The 18096-nt window shown below is 47.3% G+C and carries 13 protein-coding genes and 1 pseudogene; 10 read left to right on the top strand and 4 right to left on the bottom strand.

Translation table 11 applies throughout. From position 1 onward, the window contains the following. Positions 1-425: 425 nt before the first annotated feature. Genes C2M34_RS05245 through rph form a run of 3 tightly spaced genes read right to left on the bottom strand, consistent with a single transcriptional unit; the run spans position 426 to position 2261 of the window. Positions 426-818, bottom strand: coding sequence for a diacylglycerol kinase (locus C2M34_RS05245; protein ID WP_105258231.1), 393 nt, complete (start codon positions 816-818; stop codon positions 426-428). 58 nt (positions 819-876) lie between these two features. Continuing rightward, on the bottom strand, positions 877-1521 hold the full coding sequence (pyrE, locus tag C2M34_RS05240) for an orotate phosphoribosyltransferase (RefSeq protein WP_105187767.1): 645 nt from the start codon (positions 1519-1521) through the stop codon (positions 877-879). Between the two features lie 26 nt (positions 1522-1547). Beyond that, positions 1548-2261: a ribonuclease PH gene (gene rph / locus C2M34_RS05235; protein ID WP_105187768.1), complete on the bottom strand. Its 714-nt coding sequence runs from the start codon at positions 2259-2261 to the stop codon at positions 1548-1550. A 168-nt stretch (positions 2262-2429) separates the two neighbouring features. Here rph and C2M34_RS05230 point away from each other — a divergent pair, with 168 nt between their 5' ends. From C2M34_RS05230 to C2M34_RS05195, 8 genes are all read left to right on the top strand, one after another. Beyond that, positions 2430-3290: a YicC/YloC family endoribonuclease gene (locus C2M34_RS05230; protein WP_105200285.1), complete on the top strand. Its 861-nt coding sequence runs from the start codon at positions 2430-2432 to the stop codon at positions 3288-3290. 421 nt (positions 3291-3711) lie between these two features. Continuing rightward, complete coding sequence (locus tag C2M34_RS05225) at positions 3712-4320, top strand: hypothetical protein (RefSeq protein ID WP_105200284.1); 609 nt, start codon at positions 3712-3714, stop codon at positions 4318-4320. A gap of 53 nt (positions 4321-4373) precedes the next feature. Continuing rightward, a complete protein-coding gene (locus C2M34_RS05220) occupies positions 4374-6824 on the top strand; it encodes a hypothetical protein (RefSeq protein WP_234398769.1) in 2451 nt (816 codons plus the stop codon). Positions 6825-7573: 749 nt separating this feature from the next. Further along, positions 7574-8179: a hypothetical protein gene (locus tag C2M34_RS05215; protein WP_233997935.1), complete on the top strand. Its 606-nt coding sequence runs from the start codon at positions 7574-7576 to the stop codon at positions 8177-8179. Next, on the top strand, positions 8179-10791 hold the full coding sequence (locus C2M34_RS05210) for a hypothetical protein (protein ID WP_105258229.1): 2613 nt from the start codon (positions 8179-8181) through the stop codon (positions 10789-10791). The genes C2M34_RS05215 and C2M34_RS05210 overlap by 1 nt, the downstream gene beginning before the upstream one ends. A gap of 472 nt (positions 10792-11263) precedes the next feature. Further along, positions 11264-11869 (top strand): hypothetical protein, encoded by a 606-nt coding sequence (locus C2M34_RS05205; RefSeq protein ID WP_105200280.1) that lies wholly within the window; start codon positions 11264-11266, stop codon positions 11867-11869. Next, the gene (locus C2M34_RS05200; RefSeq protein WP_105258228.1) at positions 11869-14508 is read left to right on the top strand and encodes a hypothetical protein; all 2640 of its coding nucleotides are present in this window, start codon (positions 11869-11871) and stop codon (positions 14506-14508) included. The genes C2M34_RS05205 and C2M34_RS05200 overlap by 1 nt, the downstream gene beginning before the upstream one ends. A 213-nt stretch (positions 14509-14721) precedes the next feature. Continuing rightward, a complete protein-coding gene (locus C2M34_RS05195) occupies positions 14722-15882 on the top strand; it encodes an MFS transporter (RefSeq protein ID WP_234398768.1) in 1161 nt (386 codons plus the stop codon). A 25-nt stretch (positions 15883-15907) separates the two neighbouring features. Here the strand turns inward: C2M34_RS05195 and C2M34_RS05190 are convergent. Further along, a pseudogene (locus tag C2M34_RS05190) lies at positions 15908-16803 on the bottom strand (cation diffusion facilitator family transporter). Between the two features lie 319 nt (positions 16804-17122). On the opposite strand from C2M34_RS05190, the gene gmk reads away from it, so the two are divergent. Further along, the gene (gmk, locus tag C2M34_RS05185; protein WP_105200277.1) at positions 17123-17743 is read left to right on the top strand and encodes a guanylate kinase; all 621 of its coding nucleotides are present in this window, start codon (positions 17123-17125) and stop codon (positions 17741-17743) included. Positions 17744-17819: 76 nt separating this feature from the next. Further along, the gene (gene rpoZ / locus C2M34_RS05180) at positions 17820-18095 is read left to right on the top strand and encodes a DNA-directed RNA polymerase subunit omega (protein WP_105200276.1); all 276 of its coding nucleotides are present in this window, start codon (positions 17820-17822) and stop codon (positions 18093-18095) included. Position 18096: the final 1 nt, after the last annotated feature.

Below are 18096 nucleotides of genomic sequence, written 5' to 3'. Positions count from 1 at the left end.
GTTTGCGTCATCTAGCGAAATAGAATCTGCTGTTAGAACTCAATCTGTACGAGTGCCCACACAGATGATTGCTTCATATTTTTAAAGAACATTCCGGTTACCCGGTTTCGAGTTGCTTTCGCGTCTCGAGGGCTGTGCATTCTACTCAACCCTGATTTGTTGTCAACACTTAATTTTGAGAAAGTTTTCATTTTTCAAAACTGAAGTTTTATTTGACTCCCTGAGTCGCTAGCGCCTCGCTATGCGTTGCTGCCTGCCGTCTCAGTGGGGTCGCATTATAGGGAGATTCGCTTTTGACGCAAGCCCTTTTTTAAAGAAAATTGCGAAAAACGGATCGTTTGCGCAAATTACACACAAAAGGCATTAAAAAAGGCCATTAAATATCCTTTTAATGGCCTTTTTCGCTGTTTTAATTGTATCTGTGCTTATGAAACACCCGCTATATATTGATAAAGACTCACGCCCCACACCAAGGCGGCTATCAGTAGAGATAAGGTCACTGCGGCAGAACCCATATCCTTGGCACGCCCGGATAGCACGTGCATATCGGTAGAAACTCTATCTGTCAGCGCTTCAATCGCCGAATTGATCAACTCGACGATAAGAACCAGTAGCAGCACAACCACTAAAGCCAGCCAATGCATCATGTCGGTTGCAATAATAAAAGACAGGGGCAACAAGAGCAGTGCTAGGGCCAGCTCTTGACGAAAAGCAGCTTCTTCTTTTATTGCCGCGCTTAAACCTAGATAAGTACAACGTAAGGCTTTAAATAATCGTCCTATACCTTGGCCATTGGGTTTATTGGAATTTACTTGCATCTACTACTCATTCCTTTAACCATAAAAAAGCCCCAATGAAGGGGCTCTTTACTCTATATTAGGCAACACCGTACTGGTCACGGTACGCTTTGACCGCTTGCAGGTGCTCGTCCATATCACCTTGCTGTTCCAGATAGGTAATAAGGTCGGCTAACTTAACAATAGAGACAACCTGCGTATTAAAGTCACGCTCTACTTCTTGAATCGCCGATAACTCAGCCTTGCCTTTTTCCTGACGGTCTAGGGCGATAAGAACGCCTGACAGATCCGCGCCGTTGGCTGCAATGATTTCCATCGACTCACGAATCGCCGTGCCAGCAGTGATCACATCGTCCACCAGCATGACCTTACCTTTAAGCTCTGAGCCTACCAGACTGCCGCCTTCACCGTGGTCTTTCTTTTCTTTACGGTTAAAGCAATAAGGTACGTCTTTATCGTAATGATCCGCTAAAGCAACCGCCGTGGTAGTAGCAATTGGAATACCTTTATAGGCCGGGCCGAACAATAAGTCGTACTCTATACCTGCATCTTCCAGCGCTGCAGCATAAAAACGACCTAGTTTGGCCAGGTCTTTACCCGTGTTAAATAAGCCGGCGTTGAAAAAGTAAGGACTCGTGCGCCCAGACTTCAAGGTGAACTCACCAAACTTAAGTACCTGTTTGGCTAATGCGAATTCAATAAACTGCTTTTGATATTCTTTCATTACTCTACTCGTCAAGCTGTTAAGGGTTAGGCCAAGGTTTGCTTTTGGATATCGATGATTTCACGAATAGAATGCTTCGCCAGGCTTAGCATTTGCTCAAGCTCATCGAATGAGAAAGGTTCACCCTCGGCAGTGCCCTGAACTTCAATGATTTTACCGGTTTCGGTCAAAATCACGTTCATATCGGTTTCAGCCGCAGAATCTTCTAAATATTCCAAGTCACTGATCGGCTCACCATTGTAGATACCCACTGAAATAGCAGCGATCATGTGTTTAAGGGGATTGGTATTGATCATGCCCTTGCTGCGCATATAGGTAAGCGCATCGACAAGTGCAACACATGCACCGCTGATTGACGCGGTACGGGTGCCGCCATCGGCTTGAATAACATCGCAATCTATGGTGATAGTGTTTTCACCCAGGGCTTTTAAATCAACCGCCGCACGTAAGGCACGCGCGATCAGGCGTTGAATTTCCATGGTACGTCCACCTTGTTTACCACGCGCCGCTTCACGGTTATTACGAGTATGGGTAGAACGCGGCAACATGCCGTATTCTGCGGTAACCCAGCCTTTACCCTGACCCTTCATAAAGCGCGGTACACCCGCTTCAACACTCGCCGTACATAAAACCTTGGTATTACCAAACTCAACCAATACCGAACCTTCGGCATGCATGGTGTATTGGCGAGTAAAGGTCACTGGGCGAATTTGATTAGGTGTTCTTTCACTAGGACGCATTCACTATCCCCTTCAATAAAAAATTTCGTTCATTATATGTGTTCACCCGCGGCTATGCCACGGCACTTTTATGAAAATGGCCATTTTTGCCGGAAAATTCTGCTAGAGCTCACATTTTGTTAAGGTATAATCATAGCGATACTGCTATTCAAAATTAGGAAATCATTCATGATCCACAGCATGACTGCGTATGCTCGCCAAGAAGTGAAAGGCGACTGGGGTACCGGAACTTGGGAAATTCGCTCCGTAAACCAACGTTACTTGGAAACTTTTATTCGCGCCCCTGAGCAATTTCGTGGTTTAGAGCCTGTGATCCGTGAACGCCTGCGAAAGAACCTGCAAAGGGGTAAGGTTGAAGTTTTCCTAAAATTTGCCGCTAACCCGGCCCATGTGGGCGAGCTCAACATCAACGAGTCACTGGCCTCACAGCTGGTAAAGAGTGCCCAATGGGTACAGGCACAAAGTAAAGGCGACATTAACCCGGTTGATATCCTGCGCTGGCCCGGTGTGATGGAAGCAGAAGAAATGGATATGGACACTGTGCAAAGCGAATTGCTTGCCGGTTTAGACGGTGCCATTGAGGACTTTAAAGCCGCCCGTGGCAGCGAAGGCGAAAACCTTGAGCAGATGATCAGCACTCGCCTTGACGCCATCCTTGAGCAAGTGACCATAGTTGAAGCGCATATGCCGGAAGTGATCAAATGGCAGCGTGAAAAGCTATCGCAAAAGCTTGAAGAGCTGCAAGCCGAGATCGATGAAAGTCGTCTTGAGCAAGAACTTATCTATCTGGCGCAAAAACAAGATGTCGCCGAAGAGCTCGACCGCCTAAAATCGCATGTAAAAGAAACCCATAAGATCCTGAAAAAAGGTGGTGCCTGTGGCCGACGCTTGGACTTTATGATGCAAGAGTTTAACCGTGAGGCCAATACCCTGGCGTCCAAGTCGATTAATACCGAAGTCACCAACGCCGCCGTAGAGCTTAAGGTGTTAATTGAGCAGATGCGTGAGCAAATTCAAAATATTGAGTAAACCTTAGGCCCGACTTTAGACGTCTTAACCGGCCTCGCTTTATGCGGGGCTTTTTTATGCCTTACGACTTGGCAACAAGCTGTCTTCCCAATCTAGTACCTTCACTTATTCCTTCATAAAACAGAAAAATATATTAAAGAAAAAGAGGGTTAGAAATTAAAAAAACAAACAAAAAAAAGTAATTATAAAAACATTTAAAAACCTCTATCAAAAACTCAACGACCCATAAAAACTAACACCAATACATCAGGTTAGAAATTTTCACGATTTCAAATCCGCAAAAACAACTTAGTACACTTTCAATACAAAATGGTACATATAATAAATTGACCACATCCGCTGATTATTAAATAACTAAAAGCCGCCGTGAATATAATAAAAATCTCGGTGAATAATAAAAACCATCAACGGAGAAGGTCTAATGAAAGCTACATCTATGCTTAGGAAGGCTTCGGTTGTGCTGACGGTTGCTGCAGGTTTATCACTTGCTACTTCAGCCAACGCCATGAAGTTAAAGCAACAAAACTTACTAGAACTCACTGCTGCTTCACAAAACATCATTGCCGGCGAAGTAATTAAAGTCACCGATGGCTTCGATAACAAGCGTCCTTACACTGAAGTCACCATCAACGTCAGCAGCGATGCAAAAGGCAAATTAAAAGAAGAATCAACCTACACTTTCCGTCAGTTTGGCCTACTGAAGCCGCGTTCTATGGGCAATGGTAAGGTTTATTTGGGTGTCACACCTGACGGCTTCGCTAAATGGAATGAGGGCGAAAACGTCATCGCCTTTATGTACAAGCCAGCCTCTATCACCGGTTTCCAAACTACTGCTGGCATGGCACAAGGTAAGTTTGTTGTCCGCGATGGCAAGGTAATTAACCAATTCGCTAACTCAGGCCTGTTTGAAGGCATGGACACTGCAAGCTTCTCTGACGAAGAGCGCAACATGCTTACTAATCCAGAAGCAGTGAAGATTGATGTGTTTATGAACCTTGTCGGTAAACTTGCGGGAGTACAACAACAATGAAATTCTCTAAACTTGCTGCTGGTATCGCACTAGCTACTCTTTCTGCTGGTGCTTTGGCGGCTGGCCCACTCTATATTCACGATAAAACCATGCAGCCCTACAAATGGGATACGAGTAAAGGCGCAATCCCAGTTTGGACCGATGGCGGTATGCTGGTTCAAGATAAGGATGGTAACCAGGTTGAATCGTTTACCGTGCTAAAAAAGGGCACCAAGTACAACCTCAACATCACCTTGCCAGATGGCACTGTGATCCCTAAAAACACCGTACTCGATCGCGACTACACCTTATTAACGGTTGAGCGAGCGAACGAAATTACGGCCAATGCCATTGCCCAGTGGTCAAACGTAGAAACCGCGACATTAGACATGGCCGTTGCAGGCACCATTGCAAGCAAAACTGGGATATCTGATATCACTGCCGCAAATGCAAATGAGGTCTATGGCGCCGAAAATGGCTATGGTTTTTGGGTAATCTATGACACGGATGGCTCGGTTGTAGAAGACGTGTTTGGGGTACCGAAACAATCTGTTTTAGGTATGGCATTTCCTGAATGGGCCAACGAAGAAACCGGTGAGATTTTAGAAGCAACAGCAATAATGAATGGCTGGGCAGTGGCTCCTAATGACGATGGCAGCAAAATTGCGGGCGTATTCACGCATGAGTTTGGTCATGCTATCAACCTTTCCCACACTCAAGTAAATGGCCAACTAGCCTATCTAAGTTCAGCGGCAAACAAGCTGTACCCAGGCGTGCCTGGCTGTGGTGTGAACCCTATCGCTGGCGGCAATCCAGCGATGATCGAAACCATGTACCCGTACATTGATCACTACAAGGCAGGTGCAGTTAATCAGAGTAGCATCGAACATCCCGATGATGTTGCGGCGATATCAAACCTGTACCCAAGTGCTCACTATGCTAATTCCCGCGGGGCCATAACCGGCGTGTTACGCCTTAAAGATGGCAGAACTGAGTACAGCGGGATCAATGTGGTCGCACGCAACGTCAACAACCCGCTATTCGATGCGGTGTCAGACATGTCAGGCTCTGCCACACAGGGCAAAGTCGGTCCGGATGGGCGATACACGATTCGAAATCTGACGCCGGGTGAGCAATACGTGTTGTATGTAGAGCCAATCGTTGCCGGTGGCTTCCCAACAACACCTCAACCTTTACTTTCAACGGCAGAATATTGGAACGAAAACGAAAGTAGCGATCCCCTGATCGATGAAGTCTGCGACCAAACGGCTATTATCGCCGAAGCAGGTGTTACCAAAGAAGCGGATTTCACTTTCAATGGATACATGAAAGGGGTGCAGGTAACTCCCCTATCCTCAGTGACTTTTAGCGATTTGTCGAAAAATGGCCGCAAGGCAGTTGGTACTGCCGGTCTCAGTGCGGTGATGTGGGATGCCAATAACGGTTTTGAAATTTTACCCAGCCGCTATGTGGGTGCTGAATCATACCTAAGCCGCAACGGTAAACATGTTTTGGTGCAACACGATCAGGATGGCAACGGCATTATGGAGCCCACCGTTTGGTCAGGGAATGAAGCGCGTTCGGTTGGCTATCTCGGACAAAGCCAATGTAACGTCTCCACCAGTTTCGCCGGGGTAAAAATCAGCGCCCTTGGTTCAGCCATGGACGATTCAGGTTCTACCGTTGTCGGTATGGCATACCAAGACTTAAACGGCAATGGCAACTGCCAAGAGTACTTCTCCGGCGAAATGAAACCCTTTATCTGGGATGAAAAAGGCGGTATCCGCGAACTGGATACCAGCGGTGTGAATTGGAACCGAACTTTGTACGCGTTTGCTCACGGCTTATCTGGTAACGGTAAAGTGGCGCTCGGTCAGGTGAATTACAATCAGGCCGTTGCCTGGGTTGATGACGGTCCTATGCTCGACCTCACCACCGCGTTCAATGCAAAGCAAGCTAAGGTCTCAAACTTCGACGGCAGCCGCGTTGCGCTGACCAGCAATTACGGTGTTCAATTATGGGATTCAAGTAAAGGACTGAGTGAAGATGCGGTAACCAACATCGGCTCGCTGCCATGGTGTGAGGATATTCAATACATCTTCTACTCTTGGAACCTGTGTAAAGAGCTATCACCAGATGAGATCACAGCCTCTTACGGTGCCGTGCCTATGACGGTTAGCGATTTGAGCGATGACGGCAGAGTCGCAATTGGCCGAGCCGGTGGTAGCCGATTTGGCTATTATGGCGCACTGTGGGTGGAAGATATTGGCTGGCTTGAGCTAAGCCGCTTCTTGCGTGAGCAAGGTGCAGCGGAACTCGGTAAATTGTCGATGAGTAATCCGATTGCCCTAAGTGGCGACGGTAGCAAAATGCTGGGTGTTGCCGGTGGGATGTCTTGGTATATGGATTTGAGCCAAGTTTATGTGTGTGACAATGGTGATTCGATATTAACCGGGTTCCCTGGTGGACTAAGAGAAGCGGTCGCCAATGGTGCTAAAATAGGACGCTGTGGAATGATTCAGTAACTTGTCAGAATCTAACAATGTGCTTTTCTTGTTAGTCTGATATCTCAATTGGGACTCGCTCTGTCGGGTCCCATTTTTTGTTCAGCGAGTTTGTGCTTACAGATGCAAACAACAACAGAAGCCGCAAAAATTTTTCATTGATACCCAACGAACCAAGATAGCATCCTAGTTGCTAAAAGTAATTCCCCCTCGCTGTGTTCTGTGTCTGCAGGATCCCCAACAGGACAATTAACACAAACCGCATTTACGGTCCGGGCCAAAAATGATGATAAACATCTAGTTGTGTACATGGCCCACCAGCCAAAACAAAAAATTAACAACAGTTCATTTATCACCCGAAAAACGCTCCCTTCACATCGCAACCCAATAAGCCATTTTAGGTACATTTATACCGACAAAGAATATGAGAATAAAAATAACAAAGATTAAAGAATATCTAACCCATGAAAATGAATAAGCATTCAGGTGGTTTAATCAGCTCCAATGTCGTGAAATTTGAATTAAAACTCTAATTTAAAAAGTAAACAAAACTCTTCAGATGCACAAAACAAAACAACAAGAGCATTTAAATCAATGACTTATGAAAAATAAAAACAACATCAGCATTAATCAGAAAGACTCTAAAAAAACCTCTGATACAAAATTGAACAAATAATCAATTGAATAACAATTCGATTTATAAAACCTTAGAGAGAGCTGAGTGTTAATAGTCAGTAAATAAAAATAAAATCATCAACGGAGAATTTCTAATGAGAGCCAAATCCATGCTCAAGAAGGCTTCAATTGCGCTAACGGTAGCTGCAGGGTTTTCCCTGGCTACCTCAGCCAATGCCATGAAGCTGAAGCAACAAAATCTAGAAGAACTCACTTCCGCTTCACAAAACATCATCGCCGGCGAAGTCATTAAGGTCACCGATGGCTTCGATAACAAACGCCCTTATACCGAGGTCACCATTGCAGTCAACAGTGATGCCAAAGGCAAACTAAAAGACGATTCAACCTACACTTTTCGCCAGTTTGGCTTGCTAAAGCCACGCTCAATGGGCAACGGCAAGGTGTATTTAGGCGTTACACCGGACGGTTTCGCCAAATGGAACGAAGGTGAAAACGTGATTGCCTTTATGTACAAACCAGCCGCTATTACCGGCTTCCAAACGACCGCCGGCATGGCACAAGGTAAGTTTGTTGTGCGCGATGGCAAAGTCCTAAACCAATTTGCGAACACGGGCTTATTTGACGACATGGATACATCAAAATTTTCTGATGAAGAGCGCAATATGCTCACTAATCCTGGCGCTGTGAAAGTGGATGCCTTTATGAATTTGGTCGGTAAATTAGCGGGAGGACAGCAGTAATGAAATTTTCAAAACTAGCAGCAGGCATCGCTTTAGCCACACTCTCTGCCGGAGCATTCGCCGGTGGCCCTCTTTATATCCACGAAAAAACCATGCAGCCATACAAGTGGAATACCGCAAACGGAACCATCCCTGTATGGACCGACGGTGGCCAACTCATTAAAGACAAAGATGGTAACGATGTTCAAGCCTTCACCATTTTAGAGAAAGGCACTAAGTTCAACGTTGATATCACATTACCCGATGGTGAGGTGTTACCTAAAAACATCCCCCTAGAACGCGATTACACCTTCCTGACGATTGCTCAAGCTAACGCCGTAACCGCCGATGCCGTTGCGCAGTGGTCGAATGTTGACACATCAACCTTGGACATGGCCGTTGCTGGCACCATTGAAAGCCAAACCGGCATCAGTGACGTTAATGCATCTAATGTAGACCAAATCTATGGGGCGGAAAATGGTTATGGCTTCTGGGTTAACTACGACAGTGATGGCGCAATTCTGGAAGAGTATTTTGGCATCCCCCGTAACCAGGTGCTGGGCATTGCCTTCCCTGAATGGGCCGATGAAGAAACCGGTGAAATCACCGAGGCAACGGCGCTTATGAACGGTTGGTACATAGATATCAAGGACACCGAGGGCAAGATGGTTCAGGGCGTATTTACCCATGAGTTCGGTCACGCTATGAATATGTCTCACTCACAAGCAAACGGCCATTTTACCTATATAGCTTCCCCTTGGAGCCCTCAATACGACGGCGTGCCCGGCTGTAGCACAACTAACCAATACACGGGTCGAGGCCAGGCACCGGCCGATGGCATCGAAACCATGTTCCCCTTTATCAACGTGCGCGGCACAGAAGGCATGGAGCAAGGCACTGTCAATGTACGTGATGATATCGTGAATATTTCCGACCTCTACCCAACTGCGGATTACAAAACCAAGTACGGTACCATCAAGGGTAAACTGTTTACCAAAGAAGGGGTTGAGTATTCGGGTATGAACATGATCGCCCGTAACCTGGATAACCCCATGTACGATGTGATCACTCAACAAACGGGTAATATGACACAAGGTCGTATCGGTCCCGATGGCTCATTCACCATCAATGGCTTAACACCCGGTGGTCGTTATGCGTTATACATGGAGCCAATCCGAGCCGGGGGTTACCCAACCACCCCATCCGCGCTTATTTCTGAGTCTGAATTCTGGAATAGCAACGAGAGTTCATCACCGGCAATGGATAATGCCTGTGACATGACTGAAATCGTTGTTGCCGGCGGTGAAACCAAAGAAATCGAAATGCATTTCAATGGTTACAAAAATGGTATCCAATACACGCCATTAGTTTCTGCATTTGTCACAGAGCATTCGAAAAACGGTAAAAAAGCGCTCGGTTCAACACCAGGCGGTGTTCCGTTCATGTACGACAGCGTGCAAAACTCTTTTTCTACAATGATCGCTCCGGATGGTTCAGCACTACTTAGCTCAACCACCGCAGCAATGAACAAAACAGCTACAAAAGCGGCTGTTATTGCTGACCTAGATGGTGATGGCATTGGCCAAGGTGCGGTTTGGGATATTCGCTCTAACAAGCTTATGGAACTGGAAGACCCTTCAAATAACACCTGTACACTGGGCAGCCAACAAGGTGTGAGCTCTCAGTCAATTTGGGATATAGACGATGAAGGTAAACTTGTTGTCGGTACTTACCGCAAACCAACATCTGGTGGCCAAGAATGCGCGCAAGGTGAAGGTGCTCGCTCATATGCTGTACCAACGGTATGGGACACTACGACTGGCAAAGCGACTGAGCTAGGTGGTCTTGAGTATGTGCCTTCGCTTTACGGCTCTCGTATTGATGTACTAGTAAATGGTGAGCGCAGAGAAGTATGGATGCGTGCCGATCGTATGTCAGGTAATGGTAAAGTCATTACTGGTACAGGCAACAGCCAAGGTCTAGTGGCTTGGATTGATGGCGAACTTCATGACATCAATAGTAAGTTTGGCGCCCGCGATATTGCCGTAATTAGCCAAGATGGCGGAAAAATTGCGTTTAATACTCTCATTGGTGAAGGCCGCGACCGCAAGTATGACGGGATCAAAGTTTGGAATACCCAAACAGATGAGCTTGAGGCGCTAGGCAGCATGCGTTGGTGTGATGACATTCCTTACATCCAGCGATTCGTTAACTACTGTGAAGCACCGTATAACTTGGATCATGAATACATATCGTCTGTTGTCGGTGTACCAAGCATGATCCCTCTTGATGCAAATGAAGACTTGTCACTCATTACTGCACGTTACAATGGCGGTAGTGCAATTTACATGGACGGTCTTGGCTGGATGACAGCTGCTGAGTTCTTCGGTCGTCAAGGCGTTGTTGAAGCTAAAAACCTGTTAACCGACAACTGGTTTGCTATGAGCGCGAATGGCTCAGAAATGATGGCTAACTTAGCTGGTGCAGCGATCAGTATTGAGATCGATGCCAACAAAGCATTCGTCTGTAAAGACGGCGTAAACCAGGAGCTGAGCTTCCCTAAACAGGTTATGGCCGCAGTAAAAAATGGTGCTGAATTCGGTCGCTGCGAGCACCTAGACGACACCTATTAATCTTTATGTTGTGACCCAAGTAATGGCCCTTAACTGGGCCATTTTTCTATCCCATACAGGGCTTTTAGAACTACTTTTTATCTTGATTGGCTGCATAAATATACAAAAAAAATTATATAAGCCCACTTAATCATAACCATTGATTATTAAAACCCTCCCCTCCAAGAATCCCACTTAATAGCAAAGATTAAACCAACAAAGTCATATGCTTAAAAAATCTCAAAGCAAGATGGAGGTGCAGTGATGGGCAGGCCTAGAAAATAGGAAAAAAATAAACTCAAGCAATTGATATTCAAACCAATTAAAACCAAAAAACGAATTACCTCAGGGACGGTTCAACTGGATACACCTGTACAAAAGTGTACATAAATTGCATTGAATACTCACCCGCAATGTTCAATAAATGTTCACCACAGAAACATGTTATTAACAGCTCGATGATTACTACAGATTCATCAATGGAGAGTGTCCAATGAAAACTAAATCATTACTTAAAAAGGCTTCAATCGCATTGACTGTCGCTGCAGGTTTATCACTTGCTACGTCAGCTAATGCAATGAAGCTTAAAAAGCAAAACTTGCAGGAGCTCACCATGGCTTCGCAAAACATCATTGCCGGTGAGGTTATTAAAGTAACCGATGGCTTCGACAACAAGCGCCCCTACACCGAAATCACCATTGCTGTGGACAGCGATGCCAAGGGTAAGCTGAAAGAAGACTCAACCTACACCTTCCGCCAATTTGGCCTGATCAAGCCTCGCTCTTTGGGCAATGGCAAGGTCTACCTAGGTGTGACGCCTGAGGGCTTTGCAAAATGGCATGAAGGCGAAACCGTCATTGCCTTTATGTACAAACCGGCTTCTATCACTGGCTTCCAAACCACCGCAGGTATGGCACAAGGTAAGTTTGTGATCACTAACGGCAAGGCCGTTAATCAGTTCGCTAACAGCGGCCTGTTTGAAGATATGGACACATCCAAATTTACCGATGAAGAACGCAACCTAATAACAACCCCAGGTGCGTTAGACGCAGACACCTTTATGGGCCTAGTTGGTCGACTTGCAGGAGTACAGCAGTAATGAAATTTTCAAAAATTGCAGCAGGCATTGCCCTAGCTACCATCTCTATGGGTTCAATTGCAGGCGGCCCGCTTTATGTTCATGAAAAAACCATGCAGCCATATAAATGGGATACCTCGAAAGGCACAATCCCGGTATGGACAGATGGTGGCAAGTTAATTAAAGACAAAGATGGTAACGATGTTGAGAGCTTTACCGTGCTTGAAAAAGGCACCACCTTCAACGTAGATATCACCTTACCCGATGGTACAGTGCTAGAAAAAAACGTCCCGCTAGATCGCGATTATACTTTCCTCACAATCGCCCAGGCCAATGCCGTCACCGCCGATGCGGTCGCCCAATGGTCCAACGTTGAAACCTCAACCTTGTCAATGGCCATAGCGGGAACAATTGAGAGCCAAACGGGTATTAGCGATGTAAATGCAAGCAACGTAGATCAGATCTACAGCGCTGAAAATGGCTACGGCTTTTGGGTCAACTATGACACCGACGGCGCTATTTTAGAAAACTACTTTGGTATTTCTCGAGACCAGGTTTTGGGTATCGCTTTCCCAGAGATTGCCGACGAAGAAACCGGAGAGATCCTCGAGGCAACGGCGCTGATGAATGGCTGGTATATTGATATCAATGATACCGACGGCAAGATGGTACAGGGCGTATTTACCCATGAGTTTGGTCATGCCATGAACATGTCACACTCTCAAGCTAATGGCCATTTAACCTATGTTGCCAAACCCTGGTTCCCGCTCCATGACGGTGTCGCCGGTTGTCCGGGCACAACGACTTACACTAACCGTGGTCAAGCGCCAACCGACAGCATCGAAACCATGTACCCCTTCATTAACGTACGCGGAGTTGAAGGTCTAGAGCAAGGTACGGTCAATGTCCGTGATGATATCGTCAATATTTCCGACCTTTACCCCACGGCCGATTATAAATCCAAGTTCGGCACCATTAAGGGTAAGTTATACACCAAAGAAGGTGTTGAATACTCGGGTATGAACATGATTGCGCGTAACCTGGACAACCCGCTGTACGACGTGATCACCCAGCAAAGTGGTAACCTGACCCAAGGCCTAGTGGGTCCTGATGGCTCTTTCACTATCAGCGGTCTGACCCCTGGCGGTCGCTACGCTCTGTATATGGATCCCATTATTGCCGGTGGTTACCCAACTACACCAACGAGCATCATCTCAGAGAATGAATACTGGAATGAGAATGAAGGTACGTCTCCAGCGCTAGACCAGGCCTGTGATATGACTGAAATCATAGTGTCCGGCGGTGAAACCAAAGAAGTGGAAATGTACTTCAATGGTTATCACAGCGGCATTCAATACACGCCACTTATTTCTGCGTTTGTCGTTGATCACTCGAAGAATGGTAAGAAGGCACTGGGCACGACCCTAACGGGCATTCCTTTTATCTATGACAGCGTGCAAAACTCTTTTGAGACAGTGGTCACCCCCGAAGGCTTTGCCCCATTGAAAGCAACCAATGCAGCAATGAATAAAACGGCAACAAAAGCCGCAGTACTGGCCGATATGGATGGCAACGGCATTGCTCAAGGTGCGATTTGGGACCTTCGTTCGAATCAATTAACCGAGTTAGAAGACCCGAGCAACAACACCTGTGCGCTAGGCAGCCAGACAAGCGTAAGCTCTCATGCTATTTGGGATATGGATGACACAGGTCACATTGTAGTGGGTAATTCACGTAAACCGACTGCCGGCGGCAATGAGTGTGCGCCTGGCGAGGCTTCTCAGTCATACGGTGTGCCCACGATTTGGGATACCAAAACAGGTAAAGCAACTCTGCTTACGGATGGCTTAGAGTTTATCCCTAGCAGATGGAACAATAGTTATGAGGTGCTGATCAACGGTGAGCGCACAGAAGCCTGGGTTCGCGCCGACAAAGTGTCTGGCAATGGTAAAACCATTACCGGTTCGGGCAACAATAACAATTCGCAACTGGCTTGGGTCGATGGCAAATTACGCGATTTGTTTAAAGACTTTGGAGCCCTTAATGCCTCGGTTATTTCTCAAGATGGTGAGCGCATCGCCTTCGGTTCACAACGTGGCTTTGGTCGCAGAGCCTTCGGTCAGGGTGTAAAAGTATGGCATACCGGTACCGACGAAATCACCGAACTAGGTGGCCTGCGTTGGTGTGACGATGTGCCTTTTGTTAACTTCGGTATGAACATGTGTGCATCGCCATTCAACCTAACCCATGAAGACATTGCCGCAAATTCAGGCCTGCCTTTGATGATGGTAATGGATGCCAACGACGATTTATCGCTTATCACAGGTCGTACTCTAATCGGTGGTATGCCAGCGGGTTCAACCATCTATCTAGAAGGTATTGGCTGGATGACGGGTGAAGAGTTCTTCGCTAAGCAAGGTGTGATTGAAGCTAAGAACCTGATGACCAATGGTATCTTTGGTGTCAGCGCCAATGGCTCAGAAATGATGGCTGGTCTGGTTGGAGCTTCTACGCCAATCACCATTGAGATTGACGCCAACAAAGCCTTTGTATGTCAAGGCGGTGTAAACCAAGAACTAAGCTTCCCTAAACAAGTTATAGAAGCGGTGAAAGGCGGTGCCGAATTTGGTCGCTGTGAACACCTAGACGACAAATATTAATCTCTGTGTTGTGACTCCTAAGCAATGGCCCTTAACTGGGCCATTTTTCTATTTATAATCCCCAATCCCCTGTGCCAATTCACTGGGCCACTGCAGCATCAATTTTCATTATCGACACGGACAAAAATGCTTGTTTTACATTTGTGGACAGCTTGCGCATAGTCGCCGGTCGCTTAATCGACCACATATCATTACTTTTAGGACTCCCGTACCGTGCTTCCCAAATCTCAAGCTGGCACTCCAGGTATCTTTGCGCCGATTTTGGCTTTGACCTTATACGCTATCGCCGCCGGCTATTTAATGAGTTTATTGCCGCTTTCCTTGGCCCAATTTGCGTTTGACGATGCCCTAGCAAGCTGGCTTGCCAGTAGTTTTTATATCGGCCTGCTGGCGGGTACTTTGGGCATAGAGCCGGTGCTTAAGCGTCTGGGATTTCGCCCTACTTACCTGGCCTGTTTGGCCCTTTTTACCCTGACCGCAATCGCCCTGCCCCTCTATCCTCAGGCCTGGTTTTGGCTTGCGTTGCGACTGCTGGCCGGCTTTGCCGTGGCGGGAATTTTTGTGGTGGTGGAATCCTGGTTAATGGCTGGCGAGCCAAGTACCAGGGCTAAACGTCTTAGCCTGTATATGGTGGCCTTGTATGGTGGCACGGCTTTTGGTCAGTTGGGGATTAATCTCTTCGGCACCTCGGGAGCGGCGCCCTTTATCAGCATTACCCTGGTGATGGTGGCGGCATTTTTGGTTATGGTCTTGTTGCCTAATCAGGCTCCAAACCATCATCACAGTGCCCGCCTGGAGCTAAAACAGATATTAAAACTCAATCACAGTGCCCTGTTTGGCTGCCTGATCTCTGGTTTGGCTCTGAGCGCCATCTATGGCCTTATGCCCTTGGCGTTGGCGGCACGTGGCATCGCCGAGCAAGATATAGGAACCCTGATGGCGCTGGTGATCTTAGGTGGGATGGCGGTACAGCCGCTGATCACCTTGCTCAATAAATACCTGGCACCAAGCATGTTAATGGTGGCATTTACCCTGCTTGGAGTACTGGCGCTGGCTCTGTCTCTCACCTCCGAAAGTTTAAAGGTGCTGGCTTTGGCAGTTTTATTACTGGGTGCAGCAAGTTTTGCCTTGTACCCCATAGCTATCGACCTAGGCTGTCAGCAATTGCAAGAGCGCTATATGATAAGCGCCGCCCAGGTTATGCTGCTGAGCTACTCTGTCGGCTCTGTACTTGGGCCCTTATTTGCCGAGCCCTTTATGGCTCACCAACACGGCTTCTTTACCTATTTGTTTATTACTTTGGCCTTTAGCGCCATTTATATTCTGCTTGCCAGTTTGCGCAGCGAAAAGGCCGTTTCAAGCGAAAGCGAATAAGCAAAGGGGGCTTTCGCCCCCAAGCTTATTCGCCTTTATGATCCCGACATTGCTCCTCGGGGTATTCAAATTCAAGGTGGTATGAGCCAGTTCGAAGTCGGCAAGCAGCTGCGCTAAACGCCGTTTTAAATCCATCACTTCAACAGCATCAAGGTGCTCACGCAAACATAAATGGGCGGTCAGAACATGGTGCTCGCCATCCAAAGACCAGTAATGCACATGATGAGCTGTGCTGATCTCTTGCGGCTCCACTAAGAGCGCCGCCAACCTGCGCTGAGTTTGCTGATCCGGCGTTCCCTGCAAAAATAACCTCAGTGTTTGGCGCAGATTACGTACCACATTAACAAGAATAAAAAGGGTAAAGAGTATGGATAAAATGGGGTCGAGTATCGGCCAGTCCACAAACATCAGTACTATGGCCACCAGCAGTACCGCCACCCAGCCAAGCACATCTTCTAACAGATGCCAGTTAAGCACCTTTTCATTCAACGACTTACCCTTACTCAGTTTGAGCGCCGCGTAACCGTTAACAGCTATACCAAGCACCGCCAACAGCAGCATGCCCTCGGTCATGGGCATAACCGGGTCGAAAAGCCGCGGTACGGCAAGCACCAAGACCCAGGTCGAGCCGACCACAAGCACCAGAGAATTCAACAAGGCACCCAGCAGGCTTAAACGCCGATAACCATAAGTAAAGCGGGCATTGGCATGCTTGTTACTAAGCTTATTCAACACCCAGGCACTGCCGATGGCGAGGCTATCACCTAAATCATGCACCGCATCGGCCATAATAGCCGTACTGTTGGTAAGCCAGCCGCCAATAAACTCTATCAGGGTAAAGCCGAGGTTTAAAAAGAAAGCCCAGCCGATGCGCTCCGAAGCTATATCATGGTGATTATGGTGGTGATGATGTGAATGCACGCGCTTCCCCTGATCCCGGTTGATATCATCAACTTAGTGTAAAAGGGCCATGAAAAGCAATGTGCACCTTTAGTTTTGTCCCTGGAAGGTCAGGGTTCACCTCGACAAATAAGCAATGCAGAAGCATATTGCCGATAAAGGCCAACAGTGGAGCAGATTGCAAGGCTAAAGCCTCGCCCACAGTACCAAGCTACAAGGCCGACAAAATACTGAGTCCTTACATCCTTGTCCCCTTAGCCATATTTATTAACCCGGGGGCAGAAATCCGTTATACTAGTGGGCTATTTTTAGTCGTCCCGTTATTTGTTAGAGAGACATCATGAGCCAAGTTCGTGGTAATTTGTTTATTCTTTCTGCCCCATCTGGTGCAGGGAAATCAAGCCTGATCAACGCCTTACTAGAGCGCCATGCCAATATGCAGGTGTCGGTATCGCACACCACCCGCGCCCCGCGCCCAGGTGAAGAAAACGGCGTTCATTACCACTTTGTCGACCAAGGCCAGTTTAAAGAGCTGATCGCCAATGATGATTTCTTCGAATGGGCGCAAGTGTTCGACAACTACTATGGCACTTCCAAGGCGGCCATCGAGCAGCAGTTGGAAAATGGCATTGACGTGTTCCTGGATATCGACTGGCAGGGCGCTCGTCAAGTACGCGAGCTTGCTCCCGAGGTCACCACCATCTTTATTTTGCCGCCGTCCAAAGATGAACTGCAAAGCCGCCTTACCAATCGCGGTCAGGATTCAGCCGAAGTGATCGCCGCGCGCATGGAAAAAGCGCAATCGGAAACCTCACATTACGACGAGTACGATTATGTAGTGGTAAATGATGACTTCGACACCGCCCGTGAAGAGATCGCCACCATAGTGGCCGCCACCCGTTTACGCCTGAGCACACAAAAGCGTAAACACGGTGACTTGATCGACGAACTATTAAAATAAAACCCGCCCAAGTATTGGCCTTGAGTGGGTGTTGCAGTAAACTACGCGTTTACAGATTTAATTTTTGGAGTGAAGCATGGCTCGCGTAACTGTTGAAGATGCAGTAGATAAAATTGGCAACCGTTTTGACTTGATCCTTGTCGCGGCGCGTCGTGCGCGCCAGATCGCGGTAGGTGGTAAAGACCCTATGGTAGATGCGGAAAACGATAAACCTACGGTTATCGCTTTACGTGAAATCGAAAACGGTCACATTACCGTGGATACCCTAGACGCAATTGAGCGCCAGGAGCAGCAAAACCAAGAAGCTGCCGAAATGGCTGCCGTTGCCGCTATCGTTGGCGGTAACCAGTAAG

Origin of the sequence: Pseudoalteromonas sp. T1lg88 (assembly GCF_002964765.1) — a bacterium.
Classification (GTDB): domain Bacteria; phylum Pseudomonadota; class Gammaproteobacteria; order Enterobacterales; family Alteromonadaceae; genus Pseudoalteromonas.
This window is presented reverse-complemented; position numbering and strand designations above follow the sequence as displayed.

Coding starts and splice junctions, on each gene's coding strand:
- C2M34_RS05200 (WP_105258228.1), top strand. CDS start 11,869: ATGAAATTTTCAAAAATTGCAGCAGGCATTGCCCTAGCTACCATCTCT.
- C2M34_RS05245 (WP_105258231.1), bottom strand. CDS start 818: ATGCAAGTAAATTCCAATAAACCCAATGGCCAAGGTATAGGACGATTA.
- C2M34_RS05215 (WP_233997935.1), top strand. CDS start 7,574: ATGAGAGCCAAATCCATGCTCAAGAAGGCTTCAATTGCGCTAACGGTA.
- pyrE (WP_105187767.1), bottom strand. CDS start 1,521: ATGAAAGAATATCAAAAGCAGTTTATTGAATTCGCATTAGCCAAACAG.
- rph (WP_105187768.1), bottom strand. CDS start 2,261: ATGCGTCCTAGTGAAAGAACACCTAATCAAATTCGCCCAGTGACCTTT.
- C2M34_RS05205 (WP_105200280.1), top strand. CDS start 11,264: ATGAAAACTAAATCATTACTTAAAAAGGCTTCAATCGCATTGACTGTC.
- rpoZ (WP_105200276.1), top strand. CDS start 17,820: ATGGCTCGCGTAACTGTTGAAGATGCAGTAGATAAAATTGGCAACCGT.
- C2M34_RS05225 (WP_105200284.1), top strand. CDS start 3,712: ATGAAAGCTACATCTATGCTTAGGAAGGCTTCGGTTGTGCTGACGGTT.
- C2M34_RS05230 (WP_105200285.1), top strand. CDS start 2,430: ATGATCCACAGCATGACTGCGTATGCTCGCCAAGAAGTGAAAGGCGAC.
- gmk (WP_105200277.1), top strand. CDS start 17,123: ATGAGCCAAGTTCGTGGTAATTTGTTTATTCTTTCTGCCCCATCTGGT.
- C2M34_RS05210 (WP_105258229.1), top strand. CDS start 8,179: ATGAAATTTTCAAAACTAGCAGCAGGCATCGCTTTAGCCACACTCTCT.